Annotated in this window: 17 protein-coding genes; 15 read left to right on the top strand and 2 right to left on the bottom strand. The window is 73.0% G+C overall.

Features of this window, described 5'->3' with window-relative positions; translation table 11 throughout:
* The first annotated feature begins 45 nt into the window (after positions 1-45).
* The 7 genes from A8713_RS23880 (at position 46) to A8713_RS23910 (ending at position 11,688) form a co-directional block, all read left to right on the top strand.
* A complete protein-coding gene (locus A8713_RS23880) occupies positions 46-1,701 on the top strand; it encodes a DUF4192 domain-containing protein (protein WP_079159097.1) in 1,656 nt (551 codons plus the stop codon).
* Between the two features lie 333 nt (positions 1,702-2,034).
* A complete protein-coding gene (locus A8713_RS23885) occupies positions 2,035-4,140 on the top strand; it encodes a glycogen debranching N-terminal domain-containing protein (RefSeq protein WP_443069745.1) in 2,106 nt (701 codons plus the stop codon).
* A gap of 130 nt (positions 4,141-4,270) precedes the next feature.
* Entirely contained in the window at positions 4,271-5,029 is a 759-nt protein-coding gene (locus tag A8713_RS23890; protein WP_064535632.1) for an NUDIX hydrolase, read from the top strand.
* Between the two features lie 81 nt (positions 5,030-5,110).
* On the top strand, positions 5,111-7,510 hold the full coding sequence (locus A8713_RS23895; protein WP_064535633.1) for an ABC transporter ATP-binding protein: 2,400 nt from the start codon (positions 5,111-5,113) through the stop codon (positions 7,508-7,510).
* Between the two features lie 162 nt (positions 7,511-7,672).
* Positions 7,673-8,560: a FadR/GntR family transcriptional regulator gene (locus A8713_RS23900; protein WP_079159098.1), complete on the top strand. Its 888-nt coding sequence runs from the start codon at positions 7,673-7,675 to the stop codon at positions 8,558-8,560.
* A gap of 595 nt (positions 8,561-9,155) precedes the next feature.
* Positions 9,156-10,706 (top strand): RNA polymerase sigma factor, encoded by a 1,551-nt coding sequence (locus A8713_RS23905; RefSeq protein ID WP_064537675.1) that lies wholly within the window; start codon positions 9,156-9,158, stop codon positions 10,704-10,706.
* Positions 10,707-10,827: 121 nt separating this feature from the next.
* A complete protein-coding gene (locus A8713_RS23910) occupies positions 10,828-11,688 on the top strand; it encodes a S1 family peptidase (RefSeq protein WP_064535635.1) in 861 nt (286 codons plus the stop codon).
* A gap of 102 nt (positions 11,689-11,790) precedes the next feature.
* Here A8713_RS23910 and A8713_RS23915 read toward each other — a convergent pair whose 3' ends face one another.
* Positions 11,791-12,021: a DUF7455 domain-containing protein gene (locus tag A8713_RS23915; RefSeq protein ID WP_018564671.1), complete on the bottom strand. Its 231-nt coding sequence runs from the start codon at positions 12,019-12,021 to the stop codon at positions 11,791-11,793.
* A 442-nt stretch (positions 12,022-12,463) separates the two neighbouring features.
* On the opposite strand from A8713_RS23915, the gene A8713_RS23920 reads away from it, so the two are divergent.
* From A8713_RS23920 to A8713_RS23945, 6 genes are all read left to right on the top strand, one after another.
* Positions 12,464-14,587 carry a DNA gyrase/topoisomerase IV subunit B gene (locus A8713_RS23920; RefSeq protein ID WP_064535636.1) on the top strand — a complete coding sequence of 708 codons (2,124 nt, stop codon included), beginning with the start codon at positions 12,464-12,466 and terminating at the stop codon, positions 14,585-14,587.
* 454 nt (positions 14,588-15,041) lie between these two features.
* Positions 15,042-15,566, top strand: coding sequence for a CcdC protein domain-containing protein (locus A8713_RS23925; protein WP_064535637.1), 525 nt, complete (start codon positions 15,042-15,044; stop codon positions 15,564-15,566).
* Positions 15,563-16,714, top strand: coding sequence for a sensor histidine kinase (locus A8713_RS23930; RefSeq protein ID WP_064535638.1), 1,152 nt, complete (start codon positions 15,563-15,565; stop codon positions 16,712-16,714). Before A8713_RS23925 ends, A8713_RS23930 begins: the two co-directional genes overlap by 4 nt.
* Positions 16,711-17,394: a response regulator transcription factor gene (locus A8713_RS23935; RefSeq protein ID WP_064535639.1), complete on the top strand. Its 684-nt coding sequence runs from the start codon at positions 16,711-16,713 to the stop codon at positions 17,392-17,394. Before A8713_RS23930 ends, A8713_RS23935 begins: the two co-directional genes overlap by 4 nt.
* A gap of 69 nt (positions 17,395-17,463) precedes the next feature.
* Complete coding sequence (locus A8713_RS23940; protein ID WP_064535640.1) at positions 17,464-18,078, top strand: DUF485 domain-containing protein; 615 nt, start codon at positions 17,464-17,466, stop codon at positions 18,076-18,078.
* Positions 18,075-19,673 carry a solute symporter family protein gene (locus A8713_RS23945; RefSeq protein WP_064535641.1) on the top strand — a complete coding sequence of 533 codons (1,599 nt, stop codon included), beginning with the start codon at positions 18,075-18,077 and terminating at the stop codon, positions 19,671-19,673. The genes A8713_RS23940 and A8713_RS23945 overlap by 4 nt, the downstream gene beginning before the upstream one ends.
* A gap of 100 nt (positions 19,674-19,773) precedes the next feature.
* Here the strand turns inward: A8713_RS23945 and A8713_RS23950 are convergent, their stop codons facing one another.
* Positions 19,774-20,466 carry a response regulator gene (locus A8713_RS23950; protein WP_064535642.1) on the bottom strand — a complete coding sequence of 231 codons (693 nt, stop codon included), beginning with the start codon at positions 20,464-20,466 and terminating at the stop codon, positions 19,774-19,776.
* Positions 20,467-20,627: 161 nt separating this feature from the next.
* Here A8713_RS23950 and A8713_RS23955 point away from each other — a divergent pair, with 161 nt between their 5' ends.
* Together A8713_RS23955 and A8713_RS23960 are read left to right on the top strand one after the other, a co-directional pair.
* A complete protein-coding gene (locus tag A8713_RS23955) occupies positions 20,628-21,443 on the top strand; it encodes an ABC transporter ATP-binding protein (protein ID WP_064535643.1) in 816 nt (271 codons plus the stop codon).
* On the top strand, positions 21,433-22,296 hold the full coding sequence (locus A8713_RS23960) for an ABC transporter permease (RefSeq protein WP_064535644.1): 864 nt from the start codon (positions 21,433-21,435) through the stop codon (positions 22,294-22,296). Before A8713_RS23955 ends, A8713_RS23960 begins: the two co-directional genes overlap by 11 nt.
* The last annotated feature ends 102 nt before the right edge of the window (positions 22,297-22,398 follow it).

Consider the following 22,398-nt stretch of genomic DNA (forward strand, 5'->3'; position numbering starts at 1 on the left):
CCACAGGCGAAAGCGAAATGCTGGATTCCGCGAGATCGTCAGGGCATGACGAATCACGGCGAAACGACTGGATCGTGCGGAAGCGGACCTTCCTTCGGAGACGGACCATTCGGTGGGGAAGCCTTCGGGGTGGGCCCTTCCGGGACCGAGCCCTTCGGAAGCGGGTCCCTCGGCTCTGGTGACATCACGTACGACGGAACCGGACCGAACCACCAGATCACCCTGCGCACCCCGGCCGAACTGGCCGACGCCCTGCCGTATCTGCTCGGCTACCGCCCAGAGGACAGCATCGTCCTGGTCGCCCTGCACGACCAGGACGGCCACGGCAGGTTCGGCGGCAGGGCCAGGGTCGGCATCCCGTCCGACCACGACGACTGGCCGGAGGCGGCCCGGCAGTTGGCGCGGGGACTGATCACGGGCAGCGAGCGCAGAGGGGTGATGCCCGAGCAACTGGTCGCCTTCCTCTGCCAGGAGCCGGCGAACGGCGAGACGGCGGGGGAGGTCGCGCGGCGGTTGCAGCCACTGGCCCAGATGCTGCGCAGGCAGTGCGGTCTCCTCGACGTCCCGGTGATCGAGGCCCTGTGCATCTCCGGTGGCCGTTTCTGGTCGTACTGCTGCCCGACCGACGGATGCTGCCCCGAGGAGGGATGGCCCATGGGCCTGCCCGGCACCTCGGTGCTGGCCGCGGCGGCGGCGTACGCCGGACTTCAGGTGCGCGGCAGCCTGAAGGAGCTGCGGGCCAGGCTGCTCCCCATGGAGACCTCGGCGGCACGCGCGCAGGAGACCGCGCTGGACACGGCGGGCCGGGCCCTGGTGCCGAGGATCCTCGACGAGGTGAGCCGTGCCGGGGTGGCCGAGGAGACACTGGGACTCGCCGGGCGCGTCCTGCGCCGCTTCGCCGACGCACCCGTCGTCCCGGGCACGGTCGCCGCCGACCTCCGCGACGACCGGCTGCTCGACGACGGTGAAGCGGCCGTCCTGATCCTCGGCCTTCAGGACCGCACGACGCGCGACCGCGCGGCCGAGTGGATGGAGGGGGACGAAGCGGCCCCCGCCCTCCGCCTCTGGCGGGCGCTGGCCCGCCGCTGTGTCGGCCCCTACGGGGAACACGCGGCCGCGCCGCTCACCCTGGCGGGCTGGGTCGCCTGGTCCTCGGGCGACGGCCTGGAGGCCCGTGAAGCCCTCGCCATGGCGTTGGGCGCGGACCCCGACTACCTCTTCGCCCGCCTCCTCCACCAAGCGTGCAACGAGGGGCTGGACCCGGAGTCGGTCCGCCGTTGCCTCCGCGCGGAGCGCACGGGACGCCTGCAGCCGGCCGAGGTGGAAGAAGCAGCCGTCGAGGACCCGCCCGAGGGGCCTGCCCCGCGATCGTCCGGCGAGCAGCACGGCCCGGAAGCGGAAGCGGAGACGGAAGCGCAGGGCACAAGGAGGGCAAAGGGTCCTCAGGGCGCGGCGCCCGGCACCGACGCGGAGCGGCATCCGGCGCCCGGCCCCCGCAGCAGGTGCGCACCGGCGGTGGCAGCGGCCCCGTCCGGCCGGCGGCGTCGCGTACGAGGTGCCGCGGCGGCGTCCGGCCCCGGCACCGTCAGGCCGTCCGGCCGCACACGCCCGCGTGCCGCGGGCGCGGCGGATCCGGGTCGCCGCGGCGGCCGCCGACCGATCCATGAGTCGCGGCCCGACCCGTCCGGGGACGGCGCATGAACCCGCCGTACGGCCCGAACCGTCGCACCCCTCTCATCCCGCCCGGCCCTGTCATCCCTCCCACCCCTTGCATCTGCACCTCTCCCACCCCTGTCATCCCTCTCGCCTCTCCACCTCTCCCACCCCTCTCGTCACACTTCCCGGCCCTCCGTACCGCCGCCATTCGGTCGGCTTCACCGGTCCCGGGCGTGACCCGGCCCCGCTCCGCGCCGTTCACCTGAGTGGCGGAACACCTGCCCAGGCCACCCCGCCCCCCCCAGGTCGCTTCGGAGCCGCCCCCGGTGCCGGGCGCCGTACTCGCCGAGGCCCCGAGAGCGCAGAGGAAGCCGTCCCATGCACCAGCCGACTCCGCCCTGCCCCACCGGCGGCGCCGCGGTCTTCAGCACCCCCGTGAGCCCCGTGGGGCAGCGCCTCGCCGCGCCCCCGCGGTACGCCGCGCTCGTGCCGGGTGAATCCCGGACCCGGGCGCCGCGCTCGCTCCCCGGCAGTCCCGCGGAGCTGCCCGCCGCCCATGACGTCATGATCTGCGTGGCCCTCCCCGGGCTGGCGGTCTCGTCCGCCCAGGGGCAGCTGAGCGGGCGCGGTCTGGAGGGCTTCTACCGCTCCGGACGGCGCCTCCTCTCCCGCTGCCAGGTACGCGTCGCCGGGCGTGAACCGCTCGGCGTCCAGGCCCTGATGACCGCCGCCGACCGGGTCCGCTTCGTCGGCACCCTGCGCGCCTCGCCGGGCACGGGCCCGGACCCCGATGTGCTGGTGGAGCGCGTACGGGACGCGGACGGCACGGAGCGGATCACCCTGCGCAGCACCTCGCCGCGCCCGCTGCGGCTCCCCATGGAGGTGGCCCTCGGTACCGACCTCGCGGACCTCGGCCAGATCGCCCGTGGAGGCGCGGGCGAGGAACGGCCCGCGAGCGTACGCGGCTCCGGTCTGCGCTGGTCTCGCGGCGCCACCAGCGCATCGGTCACCGCGGACCCGCCGCCCGCCGAAGCACTGGCCTCCGCGGGCCTGCTGCGCTGGGAGTTCGAGCTGCCCCCGGGCGGCACGGCCACCGTGGAACTGCGGGTGCGGCAGGACGGCGCGGGCCCCCTGCGGGCCGTGGGCCGCACCGCCACGAGTCCGCTGGCGCCCGCGCGGGCCACCGGCGACACCCCCGGGGTGGCGGAACTGCTGCGCACCGGCATCGACGACCTGCACGCCCTGCTGCTGCGCGACCCGGCCGCTCCGTCCGACCTGCACCTGGCGGCCGGGGCCCCGTGGCGGTGCGGCCTGGCCCCGGCCGAGGCGCTGGCCGCCGCCCGGATGGCGCTGCCCCTGGGCACCCGGCTGGCCGTGAGCACCCTGCGCACCCTGGCCCGCACCCAGCACACCGGTCCAGGCCGGCGGACCGGGATGATCCCCGGACCGCGCCGCGACGCGGGCCCCCACCTGCCGCCCGGCTGCACCGGCACGGAGGCGACCCTGCTCTTCCCCGCGCTGCTCGCCGAAGCCCGCCGCTGGGGCCTTCCCGAGCGGGAGGCGGAGGACCTGCTGCCCGCGGCCGAGGGCTGCCTCACCTGGCTGCGCGCGTCCGTGGGGGACGGCACATATCTGTGCGATCAACTGCCCGGCAGACCCGTGCGCTGCGAGATCCAGGCGCACGCCCACCGGGCGGCGCTGCTCGGAGCGGACCTGCTCGACGCCTTCGGCAGACCGGGCGCGGACGAACTGCGGCAGTGGGCCCAGCACCTGCGCACGGCGTTCCGGGACGACTTCTGGGTCGACGACCGCGGCGGCGGCAGACCCGCGGCCGGCAGGGCACCCGACGGGCGGCTGCTCACGCACCTCGACGCCTCCGCCGCCCACCTGCTCGACACCGGCCTGCTGGGCGGTGGACGGCAGGCGCCCGGACTCCTCGACGAGACGCGAACCGGTCAGCTCGCCCGGCTGCTGCGCGGGCCCACGATGGACTCGGGCTGGGGACTGCGCGGGCTCGCCGCAAAGGAGGCCGGTTACAACCCCTTCGGCCACCGTGCCGGGGCGGTGCGGGTGGCCGAGACGGCCGTCGCCGTCGCCGGTCTGGCGGCGGCGGGCCACGAGGAGGAGGCCGGTGCCCTGCTGCGGGGCATCCTGGCGGCGGCCGGGGCCTTCGGACACCGGCTGCCCGAGATGTTCGCCGGAGAGCAGCGCACGGACGGCGGCGCGCCCGTTCCGCACCCGGCGGCCTGCCGCCCCTCGGCGACGGCCGCGTCCGCCGCGGTCCTGCTGCTCACCGCGCTCGTCGGCATCCGGCCCGACACTCCCGCCGGGACGGTCACCCTGCGGCCGGTGCGTGCGGCGCCGCTCGGGGAGATCGGCCTCACCGGGCTGCGGGTCGCCGGCGCCCCCTTCTCGGTACGGGTCAGCAGGCTCGGCCTCGCCCTGGTCGAGGAGGCGGCCGAGGGGCTGCAACTGGGGGTATGACCTTGCCCGGCATGGTGCGCAGAGTGGCCGGGACGCGAGGACGGGGCGTCCGGCGCGGCCGCGCGGACCGCTCGTCGCTGCGACCGGCGAAGGGAGTGTTTATCGTCAGGCAGACGACTATGATCACGGCATGTCCTACGACCCGTCAGCCTTTCCGCCCTTCGCTGTCACCGTGGACCTGGTCGTGCTGACCGTGCGCCGCCACGCCCTGTGCGCGCTGGCGGTGCGCAGGGGGGAGCCTCCGTTCCAGGGGCGGTGGGCGCTTCCCGGTGGCTTCGTGCGGGAGGACGAGGATCTGGCGCAGGCCGCGGCGCGCGAACTGGAGGAGGAGGCGGGCCTGTGCGTCCACGACCCCGCCGCACCGGTCCAGGACAACGGCGCGCACCTGGAGCAGCTGGCGACCTACGGCGACCCGGGCCGTGATCCGCGGATGCGCGTCGTCAGCGTCGCCCACCTCGCCCTCGCGCCCGATCTGCCCGCGCCCCGGCCCGGTGGTGACGCCGGTGACGCCCGCTGGGCGTCCGTGGCGGAGCTGCTCCAGCACGACGGCTACGGCCGGGACGGCGAAGCCGCGGCACCGCTCGCCTTCGACCACGCCCGGATCCTGGCCGACGGGGTCGAGCGGGCCCGGTCGAAGATCGAGTACTCGTCGCTGGCGACCGCGTTCTGCCCGCCGGAATTCACCGTCGGTGAACTGCGGCGCGTCTACGAGGCGGTGTGGGGAGTGGCGCTCGACCCGCGCAACTTCCATCGCAAGGTGACGGGGACGCCGGGCTTCCTGGTGCCGACCGGGGGCACGACCACGCGGCAGGGCGGCCGGCCCGCCCAGCTGTTCCGGGCGGGCGGGGCCACGTTGCTCAACCCGCCCATGCTGCGCCCGGAGGTCTGAGACGGGGACCGAGGGCGGCGGTGTCGGCCGTACGCGCGTTGCAAACCGGAAAAAAGGTACATAACGGCTATCTTGCTGCGGGTGATCCAGGCCTTCGGATTGACCAGCGACTCCCGCAAGGGCCGTTCGCCCGCCGTCGACGACGTCTCCTTCGAGGCGCACTCGGGGCGTGTCACCGCGCTCCTGGGGACCGCGGGCGCGGGCAAGACGACCACGCTCAGACTCATGCTCGAACTCCAACAGGGCCGGGGAATCACCTACTTCAAGGGCCGGCCCCTGCACCGCATCGCCCATCCGGCGCGTGAGGTCGGTGTCCTCCTGGGTGACGTGCCCGGCCATCCCTCCCGTTCGGTCCGGGGTCATCTGCGGATGCTGTGCGCGGCGGCGGGACTTCCGGCCCGGCGGGCCGACGAAGTGCTGGAGGCGGTCGGACTCGTCAGCTTCCGCGACGAACGTCTGGGCATGCTGTCGCGCGGCATGGACCGGCGGCTCGGCCTGGCGTGCGTCCTGCTGTCCGACCCGCACACACTGGTGCTCGACCATCCGGCGGGCGGCGTCTCCCCGCGGGAGGGCCGCTGGCTGCACGGCATGCTGCGGGCCCACGCGAGCCGGGGCGGCACGGTGCTGTTCGCCACGGACGACCCCAAAGAGGCCGCGCGTACGGCAGACCGGGTCGTCACGCTGGAGCGCGGCAGCGTCGTGGCCGACCAGGAGGCGACGGACTTCGCCCGCCACCGGCTGCGTCCTCGCGTCGCGGTCCTCAGTCCGCACGCCGCCCGTCTCGCCGCCCTGCTGGCCAAGGAGGCCCGCACCGCCCAGCGCTCCGTGGAGGTCGTGCGGGAGGACGGCAATCGCCTGTCCGTCTACGGCAGTACGTGCGCCGACGTCGGGGAGGCCGCGTTCCGCCACGGCATCCTGGTGCACCAACTCTCCCACGAGGTGGGCGACATGGGCGCCGGTGCCGGGGCCGAGCGCCCCACTGCGGAGCACCCCTTCGCCGAGCGGGCGCAGGCCGGGGAGCCCGGCGCCCCCGCCGCCGGAGAGACTTCGGCTGCTCCGGCTTCGGGGCAGGCCCCGGGGTCGGGGGCCGTCCCCTCCGTTCCCTCCGGCTCCCTGGTGCGCGACGGCGGCGGAGCGGTCGGCGAGCCGGGAGGGAACGCGCGTGCCGCAGCGGACCGAGGCGGAGCCGTCGCCGCCACCGCTCCGGGCGGGCCGGGCGCCACGTCTCGAAAGGAGGCCGAGGAGACGGTCGCCGCCGCTCTCCTCGACCACGGCCGCCCCGAGGCCGTCTCCGTCGCCGCGCACGCCGAGGGTTCGACGACGGCCGCCGCACCCGCCGACGGCGTGCCCACGGCGGCACGCCCGCACGTCGGTGGCGTACGGGCCCGTCCCGGCGATGCACCCCGCACCGGCCGCGGGGATCGCGCCGGCGCGCCGGAGCAGTCCCCGGAGGGCACCCCCGGCGCGCGGCCCTCGGCACGACGGCGCCCCGGCCCGCACCCGCACGCGCACCCGCAAGGAGCGCAGCCCGGCCCGCAGCCGGATCCCCAGCCACAAGGGACTGCTCGGGCACCGGGCCCGCAGGCGTCCGCCACGCACTCGGTCACCGCACACCCGTCCGCCACGCAGCCCTCGATCCCCACGCCCCGCCCCGCCGAGGTCGTCACGGCGGATGCCTCGTCGCCGTTGCCGCCCCCCATCGCCGTCCGCCCCGGCGCGGGACCGCTGCGCCCCGTGCGCTACGAACTGCGCCGCGCTCTGGGCATCGGCACCGGATTCGCCGTCTGCGCGGCCGTGCTCGTCGTCTCCGCCCTCACGGCCCTGGTCATGGGGCGCATCGGCCATACGCCGCAGCCCCGGTTGCTGGCGGCGTGGCCGCAGCAGCTGCCACTGCCGCCGGCGGCGCTCGGCGCGGGACTGCTCGGAGCGCTCGCCTTCGGCGACGAGTTCCGGCACCCCGCGCTGGCGGCGGACCGGGGCACCGTGCCCCGCCGCCTGGGACTGCTCGCCGCCAAGCTCCTCGTCGCCACGGCCACGGCGGCGCTGCTGGCCTTCCTCACCATCGGCTGCGACGCCGAGCTGCTGTACCTCGTCTACGGCGGGGAACTGACCCAGGTCCCCGGTGACTGGCTCGCCCCGGCCGCGAGTTGGACCGGCCTCGTGATCGGCTGCGGCTGGACCGGGGTGCTGGCCTCGGGAGTGTTCCGGTCCGCGACCGCGGGGCTGGCCGCGGTGCTCGCCGTGCCGGTCGTCGGCGTACCGCTGGTGCAGGAGGCGCTGGGCGGCGCCGCCTGGGACACCGCCGGACTGCCCGCGCGGCTGCACGAGACGTTCCTGCTGCCGTGGCCCTTCGGCGGGGATCGCTGGCTCTCCGCCGCGGCCCGCGTGGTCGCCCAACCGATGGGCAGCGTCCTGGTGTTGTCGCTCGGCGCGCTGCTCGGTGGGTATCTGCTGACGGTCCTGCGGAGCAGAGCCCGATGAGCAGGGTTCGCGCTCATTCGATCGCGCATCGGGCGCAACTCCCCGCGGAAAGCACATTTCTTTCCGATAAGGCGTCAATTGCGACGGAGTGAGCGATCACCCTTTCGTGTGCTTTTCACCAAAGACCTCAAGGGAGTTGGAGGCAGCGCCGACAAAGGATCCGTGAGTACCCTTGCGCACACCATGATGACCGCCGCCCGCTCCACCGACTCCGGCCTGGCCGGACCGGGCGGACTCGACCGCTACCCCTACGCCGAGGCGCCCGTCCCCGACCGCGTCGGAAGTCCTGCCTGGGAGGGCGCGGACCCCGAGCTGGGGCGCGTCGGCCGGCGCGCCGCCGGCAGCCGCGGCCGCGGCCTGCACGGCCAACTCGTCCAGCAGCTCGGTCAGATGATCGTCTCGGGCGACCTGGGCGCCGACCGCCCGCTGGTTCCCGAGGAGATCGGCCAGCGCTTCGAGGTCTCCCGCACCGTCGTCCGGGAGTCGCTCCGCGTGCTGGAGGCCAAGGGCCTGGTCAGCGCGCGTCCCAACGTCGGCACGCGGGTGCGCCCGGTCAGCGACTGGAACCTCCTCGATCCCGACATCATCGAGTGGCGGGCCTTCGGGCCGCAGCGCGACGACCAGCGCCGTGAGCTGAGCGAGCTGCGCTGGACGATCGAGCCGCTCGCCGCGCGCCTCGCCGCGGGACACGGACGCGAGGACGTCCAGCAGCGCCTCGCCGACATGGTCGAGATCATGGGCCACGCCCTTGCGCAGGGTGACGCGCTGACCTTCTCCCGGGCCGACACGGAGTTCCACGGCCTGCTCATCCAGGTCGCGGGCAACCGGATGCTGGAGCACCTCTCCGGGATCGTCTCGTCCGCCCTGCACGTGTCGGGCGGCCCCGTCACGGGCTGCGACCGGCCGAACGACGCCTCGGTGGGGCAGCACGCCCGGATCGTCGACGCGCTCGCGGCGGGCGACGGCGCCGCGGCGGAGGGCGCCATGCGCCAGCTCCTCACGGTGCACCCCGAGATCGAGCGAGTGGTGCCCGCGCCGCGCGAGCACTGAACCGCGGGCGACGCGCCGGGGCGCGGGCGGCACGGCCGGAGACCTGCCGCCCTCCCGTGCCCCCGGACCGCGGCTCGCCTCCCTCGGCTCCGCCGCTCCAGCCCGTCCCTCCGTCGTCCTCTCCTCGCCGTCTCGCCGTCTCGCCGTCTCGTCGTCCTCGCGCCGTCGCACTGTCCTCGTGTCACCCTCCCGGCGCCTCGGCCGACGGGTGGCCCCGGCGGGCGAGTGGCCTCGGTCGGGACCCGGCCGGATCTTCCGCCTCCGCCTCCGCGCGCCCGGCGGGGTCGCGCGCGACGGGCGGGCGGCCCTCGTGAGAGCCTGTCCGCCCCGGCTGATCTCATGTGTCCACTTCTGACCGTTTTTAAGCGCTTACGGGGTGTGACTCGGGCCACGCGGATTGGGCGTAACGCTCATGGGAACAACGCGATGACCTAAGAGGTGACAGCCGCGGAGGGAATACGGACGCCGTTCATGGCGCTGTGCATCTTCCCGGCCCCCGCCCGTCCCGTCGGCCCAATCCCCAGGCCGGTGGTCGGCTCCTGTCCGTCAGAGGACGGGGCCGGAAGCCGTTTTCCAACGTTCCGAGAGGTTGTTCGTGTCGGCCAGCACATCCCGTACGCTCCCGCCGGAGATCGCCGAGTCCGTCTCTGTCATGGCGCTCATTGAGCGGGGAAAGGCTGAGGGGCAGATCGCCGGCGACGATGTGCGTCGGGCCTTCGAAGCTGACCAGATCCCGGCCACTCAGTGGAAGAACGTACTGCGCAGCCTCAACCAGATCCTCGAGGAAGAGGGTGTGACGCTGATGGTCAGTGCCGCGGAGCCAAACAAGCGCACCCGAAAGAGCGTCGCAGCGAAGAGTCCGGTCAAGCGCACCGCCACCAAGACGGTCGCGGCGAAGACGGTGACCACCAGGAAGGCCACCGCCACCGCCACGCCGACGGCGCCGCCCGCCGCCGACGCCCCGGTCGAGGACGACGCGCCCGCCAAGAAGGCCGCCGCCAAGAAGACGACCGCCGCCGCGAAGAAGACGGCGGCGAAGAAGACGACCGCCGCCGCCAAGAAGACGACGGCCAAGAAGACCGCCGGCAAGAAGGACGACGCCGAGCTCCTCGAGGACGAGGTGCTGGAGGACCCCAAGGGCGCGACGGAGGAGCCGGAGGGCGCGGAGAGCGCCGGTTTCGTGCTCTCCGACGAGGACGAGGACGACGCCCCCGCCCAGCAGGTCGCCGCGGCCGGCGCCACCGCCGACCCGGTCAAGGACTACCTCAAGCAGATCGGCAAGGTCCCCCTGCTCAACGCCGAGCAGGAAGTCGAACTGGCCAAGCGCATCGAGGCGGGTCTCTTCGCCGAGGACAAGCTGGCCAACTCCGACAAGCTGGCGCCGAAGCTCAAGCGCGAGCTGGAGATCATCGCCGAGGACGGCCGCCGCGCCAAGAACCACCTCCTGGAGGCCAACCTCCGTCTGGTGGTCTCCCTGGCCAAGCGCTACACCGGCCGCGGCATGCTCTTCCTGGACCTCATCCAGGAGGGCAACCTCGGTCTGATCCGCGCGGTCGAGAAGTTCGACTACACCAAGGGCTACAAGTTCTCCACGTACGCCACCTGGTGGATCCGGCAGGCGATCACCCGCGCCATGGCCGACCAGGCCCGCACCATCCGTATCCCGGTGCACATGGTCGAGGTCATCAACAAGCTCGCGCGCGTGCAGCGCCAGATGCTCCAGGACCTGGGCCGCGAGCCCACCCCGGAGGAGCTGGCCAAGGAACTCGACATGACCCCGGAGAAGGTCATCGAGGTCCAGAAGTACGGCCGCGAGCCCATCTCGCTGCACACCCCGCTGGGCGAGGACGGCGACAGCGAGTTCGGTGACCTCATCGAGGACTCCGAGGCGGTCGTCCCGGCCGACGCGGTGAGCTTCACGCTGCTCCAGGAGCAGCTGCACTCGGTGCTCGACACCCTGTCCGAGCGCGAGGCGGGTGTCGTCTCCATGCGCTTCGGTCTCACCGACGGCCAGCCCAAGACCCTCGACGAGATCGGCAAGGTCTACGGCGTCACGCGTGAGCGGATCCGCCAGATCGAGTCCAAGACCATGTCGAAGCTGCGCCACCCGTCGCGCTCGCAGGTGCTGCGCGACTACCTCGACTAGGACCCGCGCGACACCGTGAGGCCCGGTTCTCCCGTGCGGGGAGCCGGGCCTTCGTGCTGCGGCGTGCGCCCACGTGCCCGACTCTGGGTGTTCGATGATCACCACAGAGTGAGGAGTGCGTATGCGACGCCGTATTGCCCGCGCCCTGGCCGGGCCGCTGGTGCTGGCGGCCACGGGGGCCGCGATACCGCTGGTGAACGCCGTTCCCGCCGCCGCTGACAGCGTTGTCGTCGGGGGTTTCCCCGTCGATGTGGCCCAGAGTCCGTGGACCGTGGCGCTGTCCAGCCGTGACCGGTTCGGAGGTACGCGCGCGGGACAGTTCTGCGGGGCCGTGGCCGTCGCCCGCAATGCCGTACTGACCGCCGCGCACTGCCTGTCCGGTGATGTGGTCGGTGCGCCGCCGACACGGGATCTGAAGGTCATCGAGGGGCGTACGGACCTGCTGTCCGGACAGGGCAAGGAGATCCGCGTACGCGCCACCTGGGTCAATCCGCGCTACGACCGGGCGACCAACTCGGGCGACTTCGCGGTGCTCACGCTGGCCGAGCCGCTGCCCCAGCGCGCCGTCATCCCGATGGCGGGCGCGGGCGACCCCGCGTACGCGCCGGGGACGAGCGCCCTCGTCTACGGCTGGGGCGACACGACCGGCGGCGCGGCCTACCCGCACAGCCTGCGCGCGGCGCGGGTGCATGTGCTGCCCGACGCCCAGTGCGAGCGGGCGTATCCGGGCAGTACGAACGGCACCTACGTGCCCCGGACCATGCTGTGCGCGGGCGAGAGCGCCGGTGGACGGGACGCCTGCCAGGGCGACAGCGGGGGACCGCTGGTGGCCCAGGGGCGCCTCATCGGGCTGGTCTCCTGGGGGGACGGCTGCGGGGAGGCGGGGAGCCCAGGCGTCTACACGCGGGTGTCCGACGTGGTGCGGACGCTGCGTGCCGCGCGGGGGTCCAAGGGCCTGCGGCCGTCCATGGGCGTGGCCTGAGCGGCCTCGGGCGGACATGACGACGGGCGGTCGCTCCTGTGGATCAGGAGCAACCGCCCGTGTCGCCGGCCTGTGCCGGAGCTGGCTCGTCGTGCGAGATGGTCAGCGCTCTTCGTCGGGCGTGGTCGCAGGCACGGAGGTGAGGCGCTCCGTCTCATCCTGTATCTCAGCGGCGATCTTCTTGAGTTCCGGCTCGAACTTGCGACCGTGGTGGGCGCAGAAGAGCAGTTCTCCGCCGCTCAGCAGGACGACGCGCAGGTATGCCTGGGCGCCGCAGCGGTCGCAGCGATCAGCGGCCGTCAGCGGGCTCGCGGGGGTCAGAACAGTAGTCACGTCGCCTCTTCTCTAGCTCGACGAGCTGTCGTACCAGGGTCAACATCCAACCAGCCCCAAACGTTCCCGCTCGCGGCTTTTCCTCGAAAAATCTTCCCGAGGTGGCTGTCCGTTGCCGGTTTGGCGGCGAATGTGCCGTATTACGTTTCTGTGTGTCTTACGGGTTCGCGCTGTCGGTCATGGTCGGTCCTCCCCGGCCGGCTTGCCGGTTGTTCATGAGGACGTGCCCGGAGCCTAAATGGTTCATGCCCCGAAGGGAACGTGATATGTGCTTCACTCCATCGAGGGATCGAACGTACATGCGACTCCTCGACTAGTCTGAAGCGCCGTCGAGGGTTGCGTTACAAGGGCTCTACCAGGGCTCGGTACCCTCTGAGCGGCAACCCAAGCCGCGCCCTTACCCATCAGGGCCTCACCTGAAATTCAGCGAGGAGCGAACCGCGTGACCGCCGATACGTCCGTGCCGTCCACAGCGCTGCTGGCAGGAGCAGACCGTGACGGCTCCAACTACACCGCGCGGCACCTGCTCGTCCTCGAGGGGCTCGAGGCCGTGCGCAAGCGCCCCGGCATGTACATCGGGTCGACCGACAGCCGCGGTCTCATGCACTGCCTGTGGGAGATCATCGACAACTCCGTGGACGAGGCCCTGGCGGGCGTCTGCGACCACATCGAGGTCGTCCTGCACGACGACGGCTCCGTGGAGGTCCGCGACAACGGCCGCGGCATCCCGGTCGACGTCGAGCCGAGGACCGGCCTGTCCGGTGTCGAGGTCGTCATGACCAAGCTGCACGCCGGCGGCAAGTTCGGCGGCGGCTCCTACGCCGCCTCCGGCGGTCTGCACGGCGTCGGCGCCTCCGTCGTCAACGCGCTGTCCGCCCGGCTGGACGTCGAGGTCGACCGCGGCGGCCACACGCACGCGATCAGCTTCCGGCGCGGTGTGCCCGGGGCGTTCACGGGCAACGGCCCCGAGGCCAGGTTCGAGGCCGGCAGCGGGCTGCGCAAGGCCAAGAAGATCCCCAAGTCGCGCACCGGGACGCGCGTGCGGTACTGGGCCGACCGCCAGATCTTCCTCAAGGACGCGAAGCTCTCCCTGGAGAACCTGCACCAGCGCGCCCGGCAGACCGCCTTCCTGGTGCCCGGCCTGACCATCGTCGTGCGCGACGAGTACGGACTGGGTGAGGGCGGCAGCAAGGGCGAGGAGTCCTTCCGCTTCGACGGCGGCATCAGCGAGTTCTGCGAGTACCTGGCGAGCGACAGGCCCGTCTGCGACGTCCTCCGCCTCAGCGGCCAGGGCACCTTCAAGGAGACCGTCCCCGTCCTGGACGAGCACGGCCAGATGACGCCCACCGAGGTCACCCGCGACCTCGGCGTGGACGTCGCCCTGCGCTGGGGGACCGGCTACGACACCACGCTGCGGTCCTTCGTCAACATCATCGCCACACCCAAGGGCGGCACCCATGTCGCCGGCTTCGAGCAGGCCGTGACCAAGACGATGAACGAGGTGCTGCGGGCCAAGAAGATGCTGCGCGTCGCCGAGGACGACATCGTCAAGGACGACGCCCTGGAGGGCCTCACCGCGGTCGTCACGGTCCGCCTGGCGGAACCGCAGTTCGAGGGGCAGACCAAGGAGGTCCTCGGCACCTCGGCGGCCCGCCGCATCGTGAACAACGTGATCACCAAGGAACTCAAGGCGTTCCTGACCTCCACCAAGCGGGACGCCGCCCAGCAGGCGCGCGTCGTCCTGGAGAAGGCCGTCGCCGCCGCCCGCACCCGCATCGCGGCGCGCCAGCACAAGGACGCCCAGCGCCGCAAGACCGCCCTGGAATCGTCCTCGCTGCCCGCCAAGCTCGCCGACTGCCGCAGCGACGACGTCGACCGCAGCGAGCTGTTCATCGTCGAGGGGGACTCCGCGCTCGGCACCGCCAAGCTCGCCCGGAACTCCGAGTTCCAGGCGCTGCTGCCGATCCGCGGCAAGATCCTCAACGTCCAGAAGTCCTCCGTCACGGACATGCTGAAGAATGCCGAGTGCGGCGCGATCATCCAGGTGATAGGAGCGGGCTCCGGCCGGACCTTCGATCTGGACGCGGCACGCTACGGCAAGATCATCATGATGACCGACGCCGATGTGGACGGCTCCCACATCCGCACCCTGCTCCTCACCCTCTTCCACCGCTACATGCGGCCCATGGTCGAGGCGGGCCGGGTCTTCGCCGCCGTGCCGCCGCTGCACCGGGTCGAACTGGTCCAGCCGAAGAAGGGCCAGGACAAGTACGTCTACACGTACTCGGACCGCGAGCTGCGGGACAGGCTGCTGGAGTTCCAGAGCAAGAACATCCGGTACAAGGACTCGATCCAGCGGTACAAGGGCCTCGGCGAGATGGACGCCGACCAGCTGGCCGAGACCACGATGGACCCGCGCCACCGCACCCTGCGCCGGATCAACCTCTCCGACCTGGAAGCGGCGGAGGGCGTGTTCGACCTGCTCATGGGCAACGACGTGGCCCCCCGCAAGGAGTTCATCGCCAGCTCGGCCGCCACGCTGGACCGCTCGCGCATCGACGCGTAGCGGCCGGCAGGGGCTTCACGGCACCCTGGCTGTGGCTGTGGCTGTGGCTGTGGCTGTGGCTGTGGCTGTGGCTGTGGCTGTGGCTGTGGCTGTGGCTGTGGTCGCGGTCGCCGGACCGTGCCGCGGTCGCGGTCGCGGTCGCGGCCACGATGCCGTTGTGCCGCCGGGGCGGGTGCCCCGGTCGGGCACGGCGGTGGGGCGCCGACGAGATCAGGGGGCCAGGGGTCCGAGGGGCCGGGGGCCCCGGGCGGCCCGGAGCCTGGTGCCCGAGGGCCGGGGGCCGGGGGCCGGGGGCCGGGGGTCCGGTTGTCCACCCGTGGGTGGAGAATCCCGGCGCCCGGAATCCACCCTCGATCCACCCCCGGTCCGATCAGTCCGCCCGTGATTTTCCGTAGCGTCGAAGGCGTCGGCGGTTCTCGCCGCCGGCCTCTCCTTCCCGCTCATGGAGGCTCTGATGTCCGGGCTCGTCAATGTGCTGGTGATCGTCGCGGTCGCCGCGCTCGTGATCTTCAGGCAGTTCCGCGCCCGCCGGATCGACGCGGACCGGCGCTGGTGGCTGCTGCCCGCGATCCTCGCCGTCGTCGCCCTGCGCGACCCGCACCTGATCGACGCCCACCATCAGGGCGAGGCCGTCGCGCTCCTGGTCGCCGAGCTGATCATCGGCCTGGGGATCGGAGCGGGCTGGGCCTGGACCTCCCGGATATGGGTGGAGCCGGACGGCGCGGTCTGGACCAGTACGACCAAGGCGGGCATCGCCGTCTGGAGCGGAGGCATCGCCCTGCGCGCCGCTCTGTTCGGACTGGGCGAGCTGCTCGGTGTGCATCAGGGCAGCCCGGCACTGATGCTCGCGCTCGCCGCCACGCTGCTGGTGCGCTCGGGAGTCCTGGTCCTGCGCTCCGGCGCCCTGACGGCGGCGGACGGCCGGACCGCGGCGTACGGTGACGGCAGGCCCCGCCCCGCGTGGAAGGAACACGCATGACGGAGAACGTCTGGACGCGCTGGCCCTCTCCGGAAGCACTGGGCCGCGAGGGCATCTCGCGGCCCCGGCGCCTCCTGGGCTGGTGTGTGCGGCTGATGCTGGCCGCCATCCTGCTGTGGGGCGCCTTCCGCAACAGCCACGTCCACGCCTGGGGCGCCGCGGCGGCCGCGGCGGGCGTGTTGGTGGCCGCCGGCGCGTCCTGGGCCTTCTTCCGGACCACGCTCGCCCACCGGCTCGGACCGTCCCTGGTGCTCTTCGTGCTGCTCCTCGCAGTCGGCGCCGCCGCCCAGGCGGGGAACTTCCACGATCCGGCCCTCGTCATCTGGTGCGCCTGCGCGGTCGGCGCGCTGGAGAGACTGCCGCTCGCGGTGGCCACCCCGCTCACGGGAATCGCGCTCGGCGCCTTCGCCGCGGCCAACGACGACCGGTGGCTCACCACCGTCGTCACGGCGGTCGGACTGGCGCTCGCCGGCTATGTCCTGCGGCTCGACGCCGAGGCCCGCGCCGGTGCCCAGCGGCTGCTCGCGCAGGAGCGGGCCGCTCGGGCGGCGGAGGCGGAGTCGGCGGCGCTGGGGGAGCGGGCCAGGATCGCGCGGGAGATCCATGACGTGCTGGCCCACAGCCTCTCGGCCCAGCTCGTGCACCTGGAGGCCGCCCGGCTCCTCATCGAGCGGGGCGCGGACCGGGACCAGATCCTGGAGCGGGTGGTCGCCGCCCGGGGCATGGCCCGCGACGGACTCTCCGAGACCCGGCAGGCACTGTCCGCGCTGCGCGGCGAACTGACCCCGCTGGAGGACTTCCTCGGCCAGCTCGTGGCGGCGAACGACGGCGCGGAGGTCACCGTCTCGGGTGAACGCAGACGGCTCCCCGCCGAGGCGTCCCAGGCCGTCCGCAGGGTCGCTCAGGAGGCGCTGACCAATGTCCGCAAGCACGCTCCGGGCGCCCGGGTCAGGCTCAGCCTGGACTACCGCGACGACCAGGTGGTGCTGGACGTGCGGGACTCGGGCGGTTCGCCCGGCGAACTGGCCGGGGCCGGCGGCGGGTACGGTCTGCTGGGCATGCGTGAGCGCGCCGAGCTGCTGGGCGGCTCGCTGGAGGCAGGGCCGCACGAGGAGGGGTTCGCGGTGACGTTGAAGGTGCCGGTATGACCGAGGAGGCTGTCGGGAAGCCGGCGCGGGTGGTGGTGGCGGACGACCAGACGGTGGTCCGGGAAGGCATCGTGATGCTGCTGGGGCTGCTGCCGGGCGTCGAGGTCGTGGGGTCCGCGGGGGACGGCGAGGAGGCCGTGCGGCTCGTCGCGGAGGTCGCGCCGGACGTGGTGCTCATGGACCTGCGGATGCCGCGCTGCGACGGTGTCGAGGCCACCCGGCGGATCCGCTCGCAGCACCCGGGGACGCAGGTGGTGATCCTCACGACGTACGCGGACGACGAGTCGCTGTTCCCCGCGCTCAGGGCGGGGGCGCGGGGCTATCTGACCAAGGACGCGGGTGGTGACGAGATCGTCCGGGCGGTGCACAGCGTGCTGTCCGGGGACGCGGGGCTCTCGCCCGGCATCCAGCGGCGGCTGCTGGAGCGGCTGTCCGAGCCCGAGTCCCGCCACGCGTCCGCCGATGAACCGCCCGACGGGCTCACGACGCGGGAGTGCGAGGTGCTGGTGCTGATCGCCGAGGGGCTGAGCAACCAGGAGATCGCCCGGCGGCTGCATGTCTCCACGGCCACCGTGAAGACGCACATCAACAACCTGTTCGCCAAGACGGGGCTGAAGGACCGTGCACAGGCGGTGCGGTACGCGTACACGAAGGGCCTGGCGCGTCCGCCGGCGAGCTGAGTCACCTGATGGGGTGAAGCGGGGGGAGAAGCGAGGCGGGGGGTCCGGCGGTTCTGACCATGCTGGGGCATGGAGTCGAACAACGGCAGTCCCGGCGGGGGCGGGGGCGGGGACGGGAGCGGTCCCGGGGACCGGTTCGGGAGCGGCCAGGGGCAGGAACGGTCGGAGCCGGGGCAGGACCGGGAGCGGGCGGCGCCCGAGGATCTGCGGCAGCGCGATCCGTGGTCCGAGGAGCCCGGGACCGGCCGGGGAGGCCGGGGAGAGGGAGAGGGGGCCGGGGCTCGTGGCCTGCGGGTGCCGGTCGCGCGCGGGGCCCGGCCGGACCGGGGCAGGGACGGTGCGGCGGTGGCCGAGGTGTATCTCGCGGTGCAGCGCAGCGCGGCGTTCCAGGAGGTGCGCAGCCGCTACCGGAGGTTCGTGGTGCCGGCGGTGGTGGCCTTCCTGGGCTGGTACCTGGTGTACGTGGTCACCGCGACGTCCGCGCCCGGGTTCATGGCGCGGCCGGTGGCGGGCGCGGTGAACGTGGCGATGGTCGCGGGGGCGGGGCAGTTCCTCAGTACGTTCCTCCTGGCGTGGGCGTACGCGCGGCACGCCCGGCTGCGCAGGGACCGGGCCGCGCTCGAACTGCGGTGGGAGACACAGGAGCTGACGCGCAGTGCGGTGCAAGGGGGTGGCGGGGCGTGACCGGCGATCATCAGAGGTGGGCGCTGGTGCTGTTCAGCGTGTTCGTGGCCGTCACGCTGGCCATCACCACCTGGGTGAGCCGTAGGCGGCACGGCTCGGCGGAGGAGTTCTACGCGGGCGGGCGGCTGTTCTCCCCGATGGAGAATGGTTTTGCCATCGCGGGGGACTACGCGTCGGCCGCCTCCTTCCTCGGGGTCCCCGGGCTGATCGCGCTGTTCGGCTACGACGGGGTGCTGTATGTGGTGGGCTTCCTCGTGGGCTGGCTGGTGGTGCTGTTCCTCGTCGCCGAACCGGTGCGCAACTGCGGGCGGTTCACGCTGGCGGACGTGGTGGCGGCGCGGATGCGCGAGCGGCCGGTGCGGATCGCGGCGGGCACGTCCTCGGTCACGGTGTCCGTGCTGTACCTGGTGGCGCAGATGGTGGGCGCGGGCAGCCTGGTGGCCCTGCTGCTGGGCAGGACGGGCGCGGGCGGGGCGGCACAGGCATGGACGGTGATCGGCGTCGGCGCGCTGATGGTGGTCTATGTGTCGCTGGGCGGGATGCGGGCCACCACCTGGATCCAGATCGTCAAGGCCGTCCTCCTGCTGGGCGGGACCGTGGTGCTGACCGCGCTCGTCATGGTCCGCTTCCACGGAGACCTCGACGAGCTGCTGCGCGCCGCGGCCGGGCGCAGCGGGCACGGGGACGCCTTCCTGGCACCCGGACTCAGGTACGGCGGCGACTGGACGGCCCGGCTGGACTTCCTCAGCCTCGGACTCGCGCTGGTGCTCGGCACGGGCGGGCTGCCGCACATCCTGTCGCGCTTCTACACGGTGCCGACCGCGCGGGCGGCGCGGCGTTCGGCGCTCTGGTCCATCGGGCTCATCGGCGGCTTCTATCTGATGACGATCGTGCTCGGCTTCGGGGCCGCCGCGATCGTGGGCCCGCAGGCGGTCCGCGGGGCGAACGCCGCCGGGAACACCGCGGTGCCGCTGCTCGCGCTCGATCTGGGCGGCGGCGCGGACTCCACGGGCGGCACGGTGCTGTTCGCGGTGGTCGCCGCGGTCGCGTTCGCCACCATCCTCGCGGTGGTCGCCGGGATCACCCTGGCCTCCTCGGCGTCCGTCGCCCACGACCTGTACGCGTCGCTGCGGCGCCGGGGCGGGACGCGGCGGGGCGAGGTGGCCGTGGCGCGGATCGCCGCCGTGGGCGTCGGCGTGGTCGCCATCGCCCTCGGCCTGCTCGCCCGCGACCTCAATGTGGCCTTCCTGGTGGGTCTCGCCTTCGCCGTGGCCGCCTCGGCGAACCTGCCGGTGCTGCTGTACTCGCTGTTCTGGCGGGGGTTCACCGCCCGGGGCGCGGTCTGGGCCGTGTACGGCGGGCTGGTTCCGGCGCTGGGGCTCGTCGTGCTCTCCCCGGTGGTCTCCGGCAGCCCCGACTCGCTCTTCCCGGGGGTGGACTTCCAGTACTTTCCGCTGCACAACCCCGGCATCGTCTCCATCCCGCTGGGCTTCCTGGCCGGCTGGCTGGGCACCGTCACCTCCGCCGAGCCGCCCGACGAGGCCCGGCACGCGGAGACGGAGGTGCGCTCGCTGACCGGGGCGGGCGCCGTGTGAGCGGCCTCGGGCGCGTCGTACCCCTGCGTCTGCGGTCGTACCCCTGCGCCCGCGTCGGCACCCGGGGACGCGGTCCGTCCCGCCCTCGCCGCCGCTACGGCTATGGCGTCACCCAGGCGTAGCGGTGTTCCGGGCGGCCCGTGTCGCCGTACTTCAGGGACAGGCGCAGCCGGCCGGCCTGTTCCAGGTGGCGCAGATAGCGCTGGGCGGTGGAGCGGCTCAGGCCGGTGCGGGCGGCCACCTCGTGGGCCGACAGGGGCCGTGCCGCGCCGTGCAGGACACCGCAGATGAGGTCCGTCGTCGGCTCGGAGTGGCCGCTGGGCAGGCCGGGCGAGGCCGGTGCGGGCGCGGTGCGCAGCGCACCGTAGATCCGGTCCACCTGCTCCTGCCCGGCCACGCCCCGGCCGCCGACCCGGTCGACGGTGCGGCGCAGGGCGGCGTAGGACTCCAGGCGGACGCGGAGCGCGGCGAAGGTGAAGGGCTTGACCAGGTAGTGCAGCGCGCCCAGGCGCATCGCCTGCTGCACGGTCGCCACGTCGCCGGCCGCCGTGATCATGATGACGTCGGTGTGCAGGCCCTGGTCGCGCATGCGGTGGACGAGTTCGAGGCCGGTGCGGTCGGGCAGGTAGTGGTCGAGCAGGACCAGGTCGGTGCCGCCGCGCTGCACGGCGGCCAGTGCCTGGTCTGCACTGTGCGCGCGGGCGGTCACCCGGAACCCGGGAACCTTCCCCACGTATCTCGCGTTGATCTCAGCGACACGGAAGTCGTCGTCGACCACCAGGACGTCAATCATCGGGCCTCTCTCCGTCAAGGCCGGGCCGGCGTCGAGCCCGTGTTCCGGCTCCGATGTTGTAGCGCGAGCAAAACGAGCACAACAGGTGCCTGCGAGCAAAAGAACAGGTTGCGCCCAGAAGACTGCTGCCGTGGCGGGGGCCACACCTACCGTCCCGGGGCATGAGCGCAGACACCAGCCCCGCCATCGAGCTGCGGGGCGCGAGCAAGATGTTCAGGACCCCGTCGGGGGGCCTGCACACCGCGGTCAGGGATCTCGACCTCACCGTGCGGCGCGGTGAGTTCGTCGCCGTGGTGGGTCCGACCGGCTGCGGCAAGTCGACCACGCTGACGCTGGTCAGCGGTCTGGAGGAGCCCACCGAGGGCGAGGTGCTGGTGGCCGGGGAGCCGGTGGCCGGCGTCGGCGGCAAGGTCGGCTTCGTCTTCCAGCAGGACGCCACCTTCCCCTGGCGCACGGTGCTGTCCAACGTCACGGCCGGGCCGCGCTTTCGCGGCGTCCCCAAGGCGGAGGCGAAGGAGAGGGCGCGGGCGTGGCTGGCCCGGGTCGGGCTCGCCGCGTTCGAGGACCGCTATCCGCACCAGCTCTCCGGCGGCCAGCGCAAGCGCGTCGCGCTCGCCGCGACCTTCGTCAACGACCCCGAGATCCTGCTCATGGACGAGCCGTTCTCGGCGCTCGACGTGCAGACCCGGGCGCTGATGTCGGACGAGCTGCTGGAGCTGTGGGAAGGCACCGGATCCTCGGTCGTCTTCGTCACCCACGACCTGGAGGAGGCCATCGCGCTGGCCGACCGGGTCGTCGTGATGACGGCGGGACCCGCCACCGTGAAGCAGGTCTTCGACATCGGACTGCCCCGGCCGCGCAAGGTCGAGCAGGTCCGGTTGCGGAGCGAGTTCATCGACATCTACCGCGAGATCTGGGAGTCCCTGGGCGAAGAGGTCCGCATCACCCGGGAAAGAGGTGCCGCCCATGTCGCCTGAGGTGCTCAGCACACCGGTCGCCGAGACCGCGAAGACATCCGGCCGGGCGCACTCCCGGGCCCGCGCCGCCCGCAGGCGGAAGGTGATCGTCACCGCCGGCCGCGTCCTGCTCCTGGTGGCCGTGCTCGGCCTGTGGGAGGCGCTGTCCCGGGCCGAGGCCATCGACCCGTTCAACTTCTCGATGCCCTCGAAGATCTGGGACCAGATCTGGACCTGGATCACCCACGGCACCGCCCTCGGCTCGCTCGGCGAGCAGATCTGGTACACGCTCTACGAGGCGCTGCTCGGCTGGGTGGTCGGCGTGGTGGCCGGTGTGGTCCTCGGGATCGCGCTCGGGCGCGTCGCCTTCCTCGCCGACGTCCTCGGCCCGTACATCAAGGTGCTCAACTCCATCCCGAGGATCGTGCTCGCCCCGATCTTCGTGATCTGGTTCGGGCTCGGCCCGGTCTCCAAGATCGCTTCGGCCGTCGTCCTGGTCTTCTTCCCGGTGTTCTTCAACGCCTTCCAGGGCGCCCGCGAGGTCGACCGCGATCTGGTCGCCAACGCGCGGATCCTCGGCGCGAGCGACCGCAGGGTCACGCTCCAGGTGGTCGTCCCGTCCGCCACCTCCTGGATCTTCACGAGCCTCCACGTCAGCTTCGGCTTCGCGCTGATCGGCGCCATCGTCGGCGAGTACATCGGCGCCACCAAGGGCATCGGACTGCTCGTCGCGCAGTCCCAGGGCACGTTCAACGCGGCCGGTGTGTACGCCGCGATGGTCATCCTCGCCGCGGTCGCCCTGGTCGCCGAGGGGCTGCTCACCTTCGCCGAGCGCCGCATCTTCCGCTGGAAGCCCGCCGACTCCGGTCACTGAGCCGCCCTCGCCCGCCCCTCGCCCCTGCACGTGTCCGCCTCTCCGTACGGACGCGCCCGCACCCCGCCGCCGTACCGGCCTCCCCAAGGACGTGAATCCGCC

The sequence above is a fragment of the Streptomyces sp. SAT1 genome, assembly GCF_001654495.1.
Classification (GTDB): domain Bacteria; phylum Actinomycetota; class Actinomycetes; order Streptomycetales; family Streptomycetaceae; genus Streptomyces; species Streptomyces andamanensis.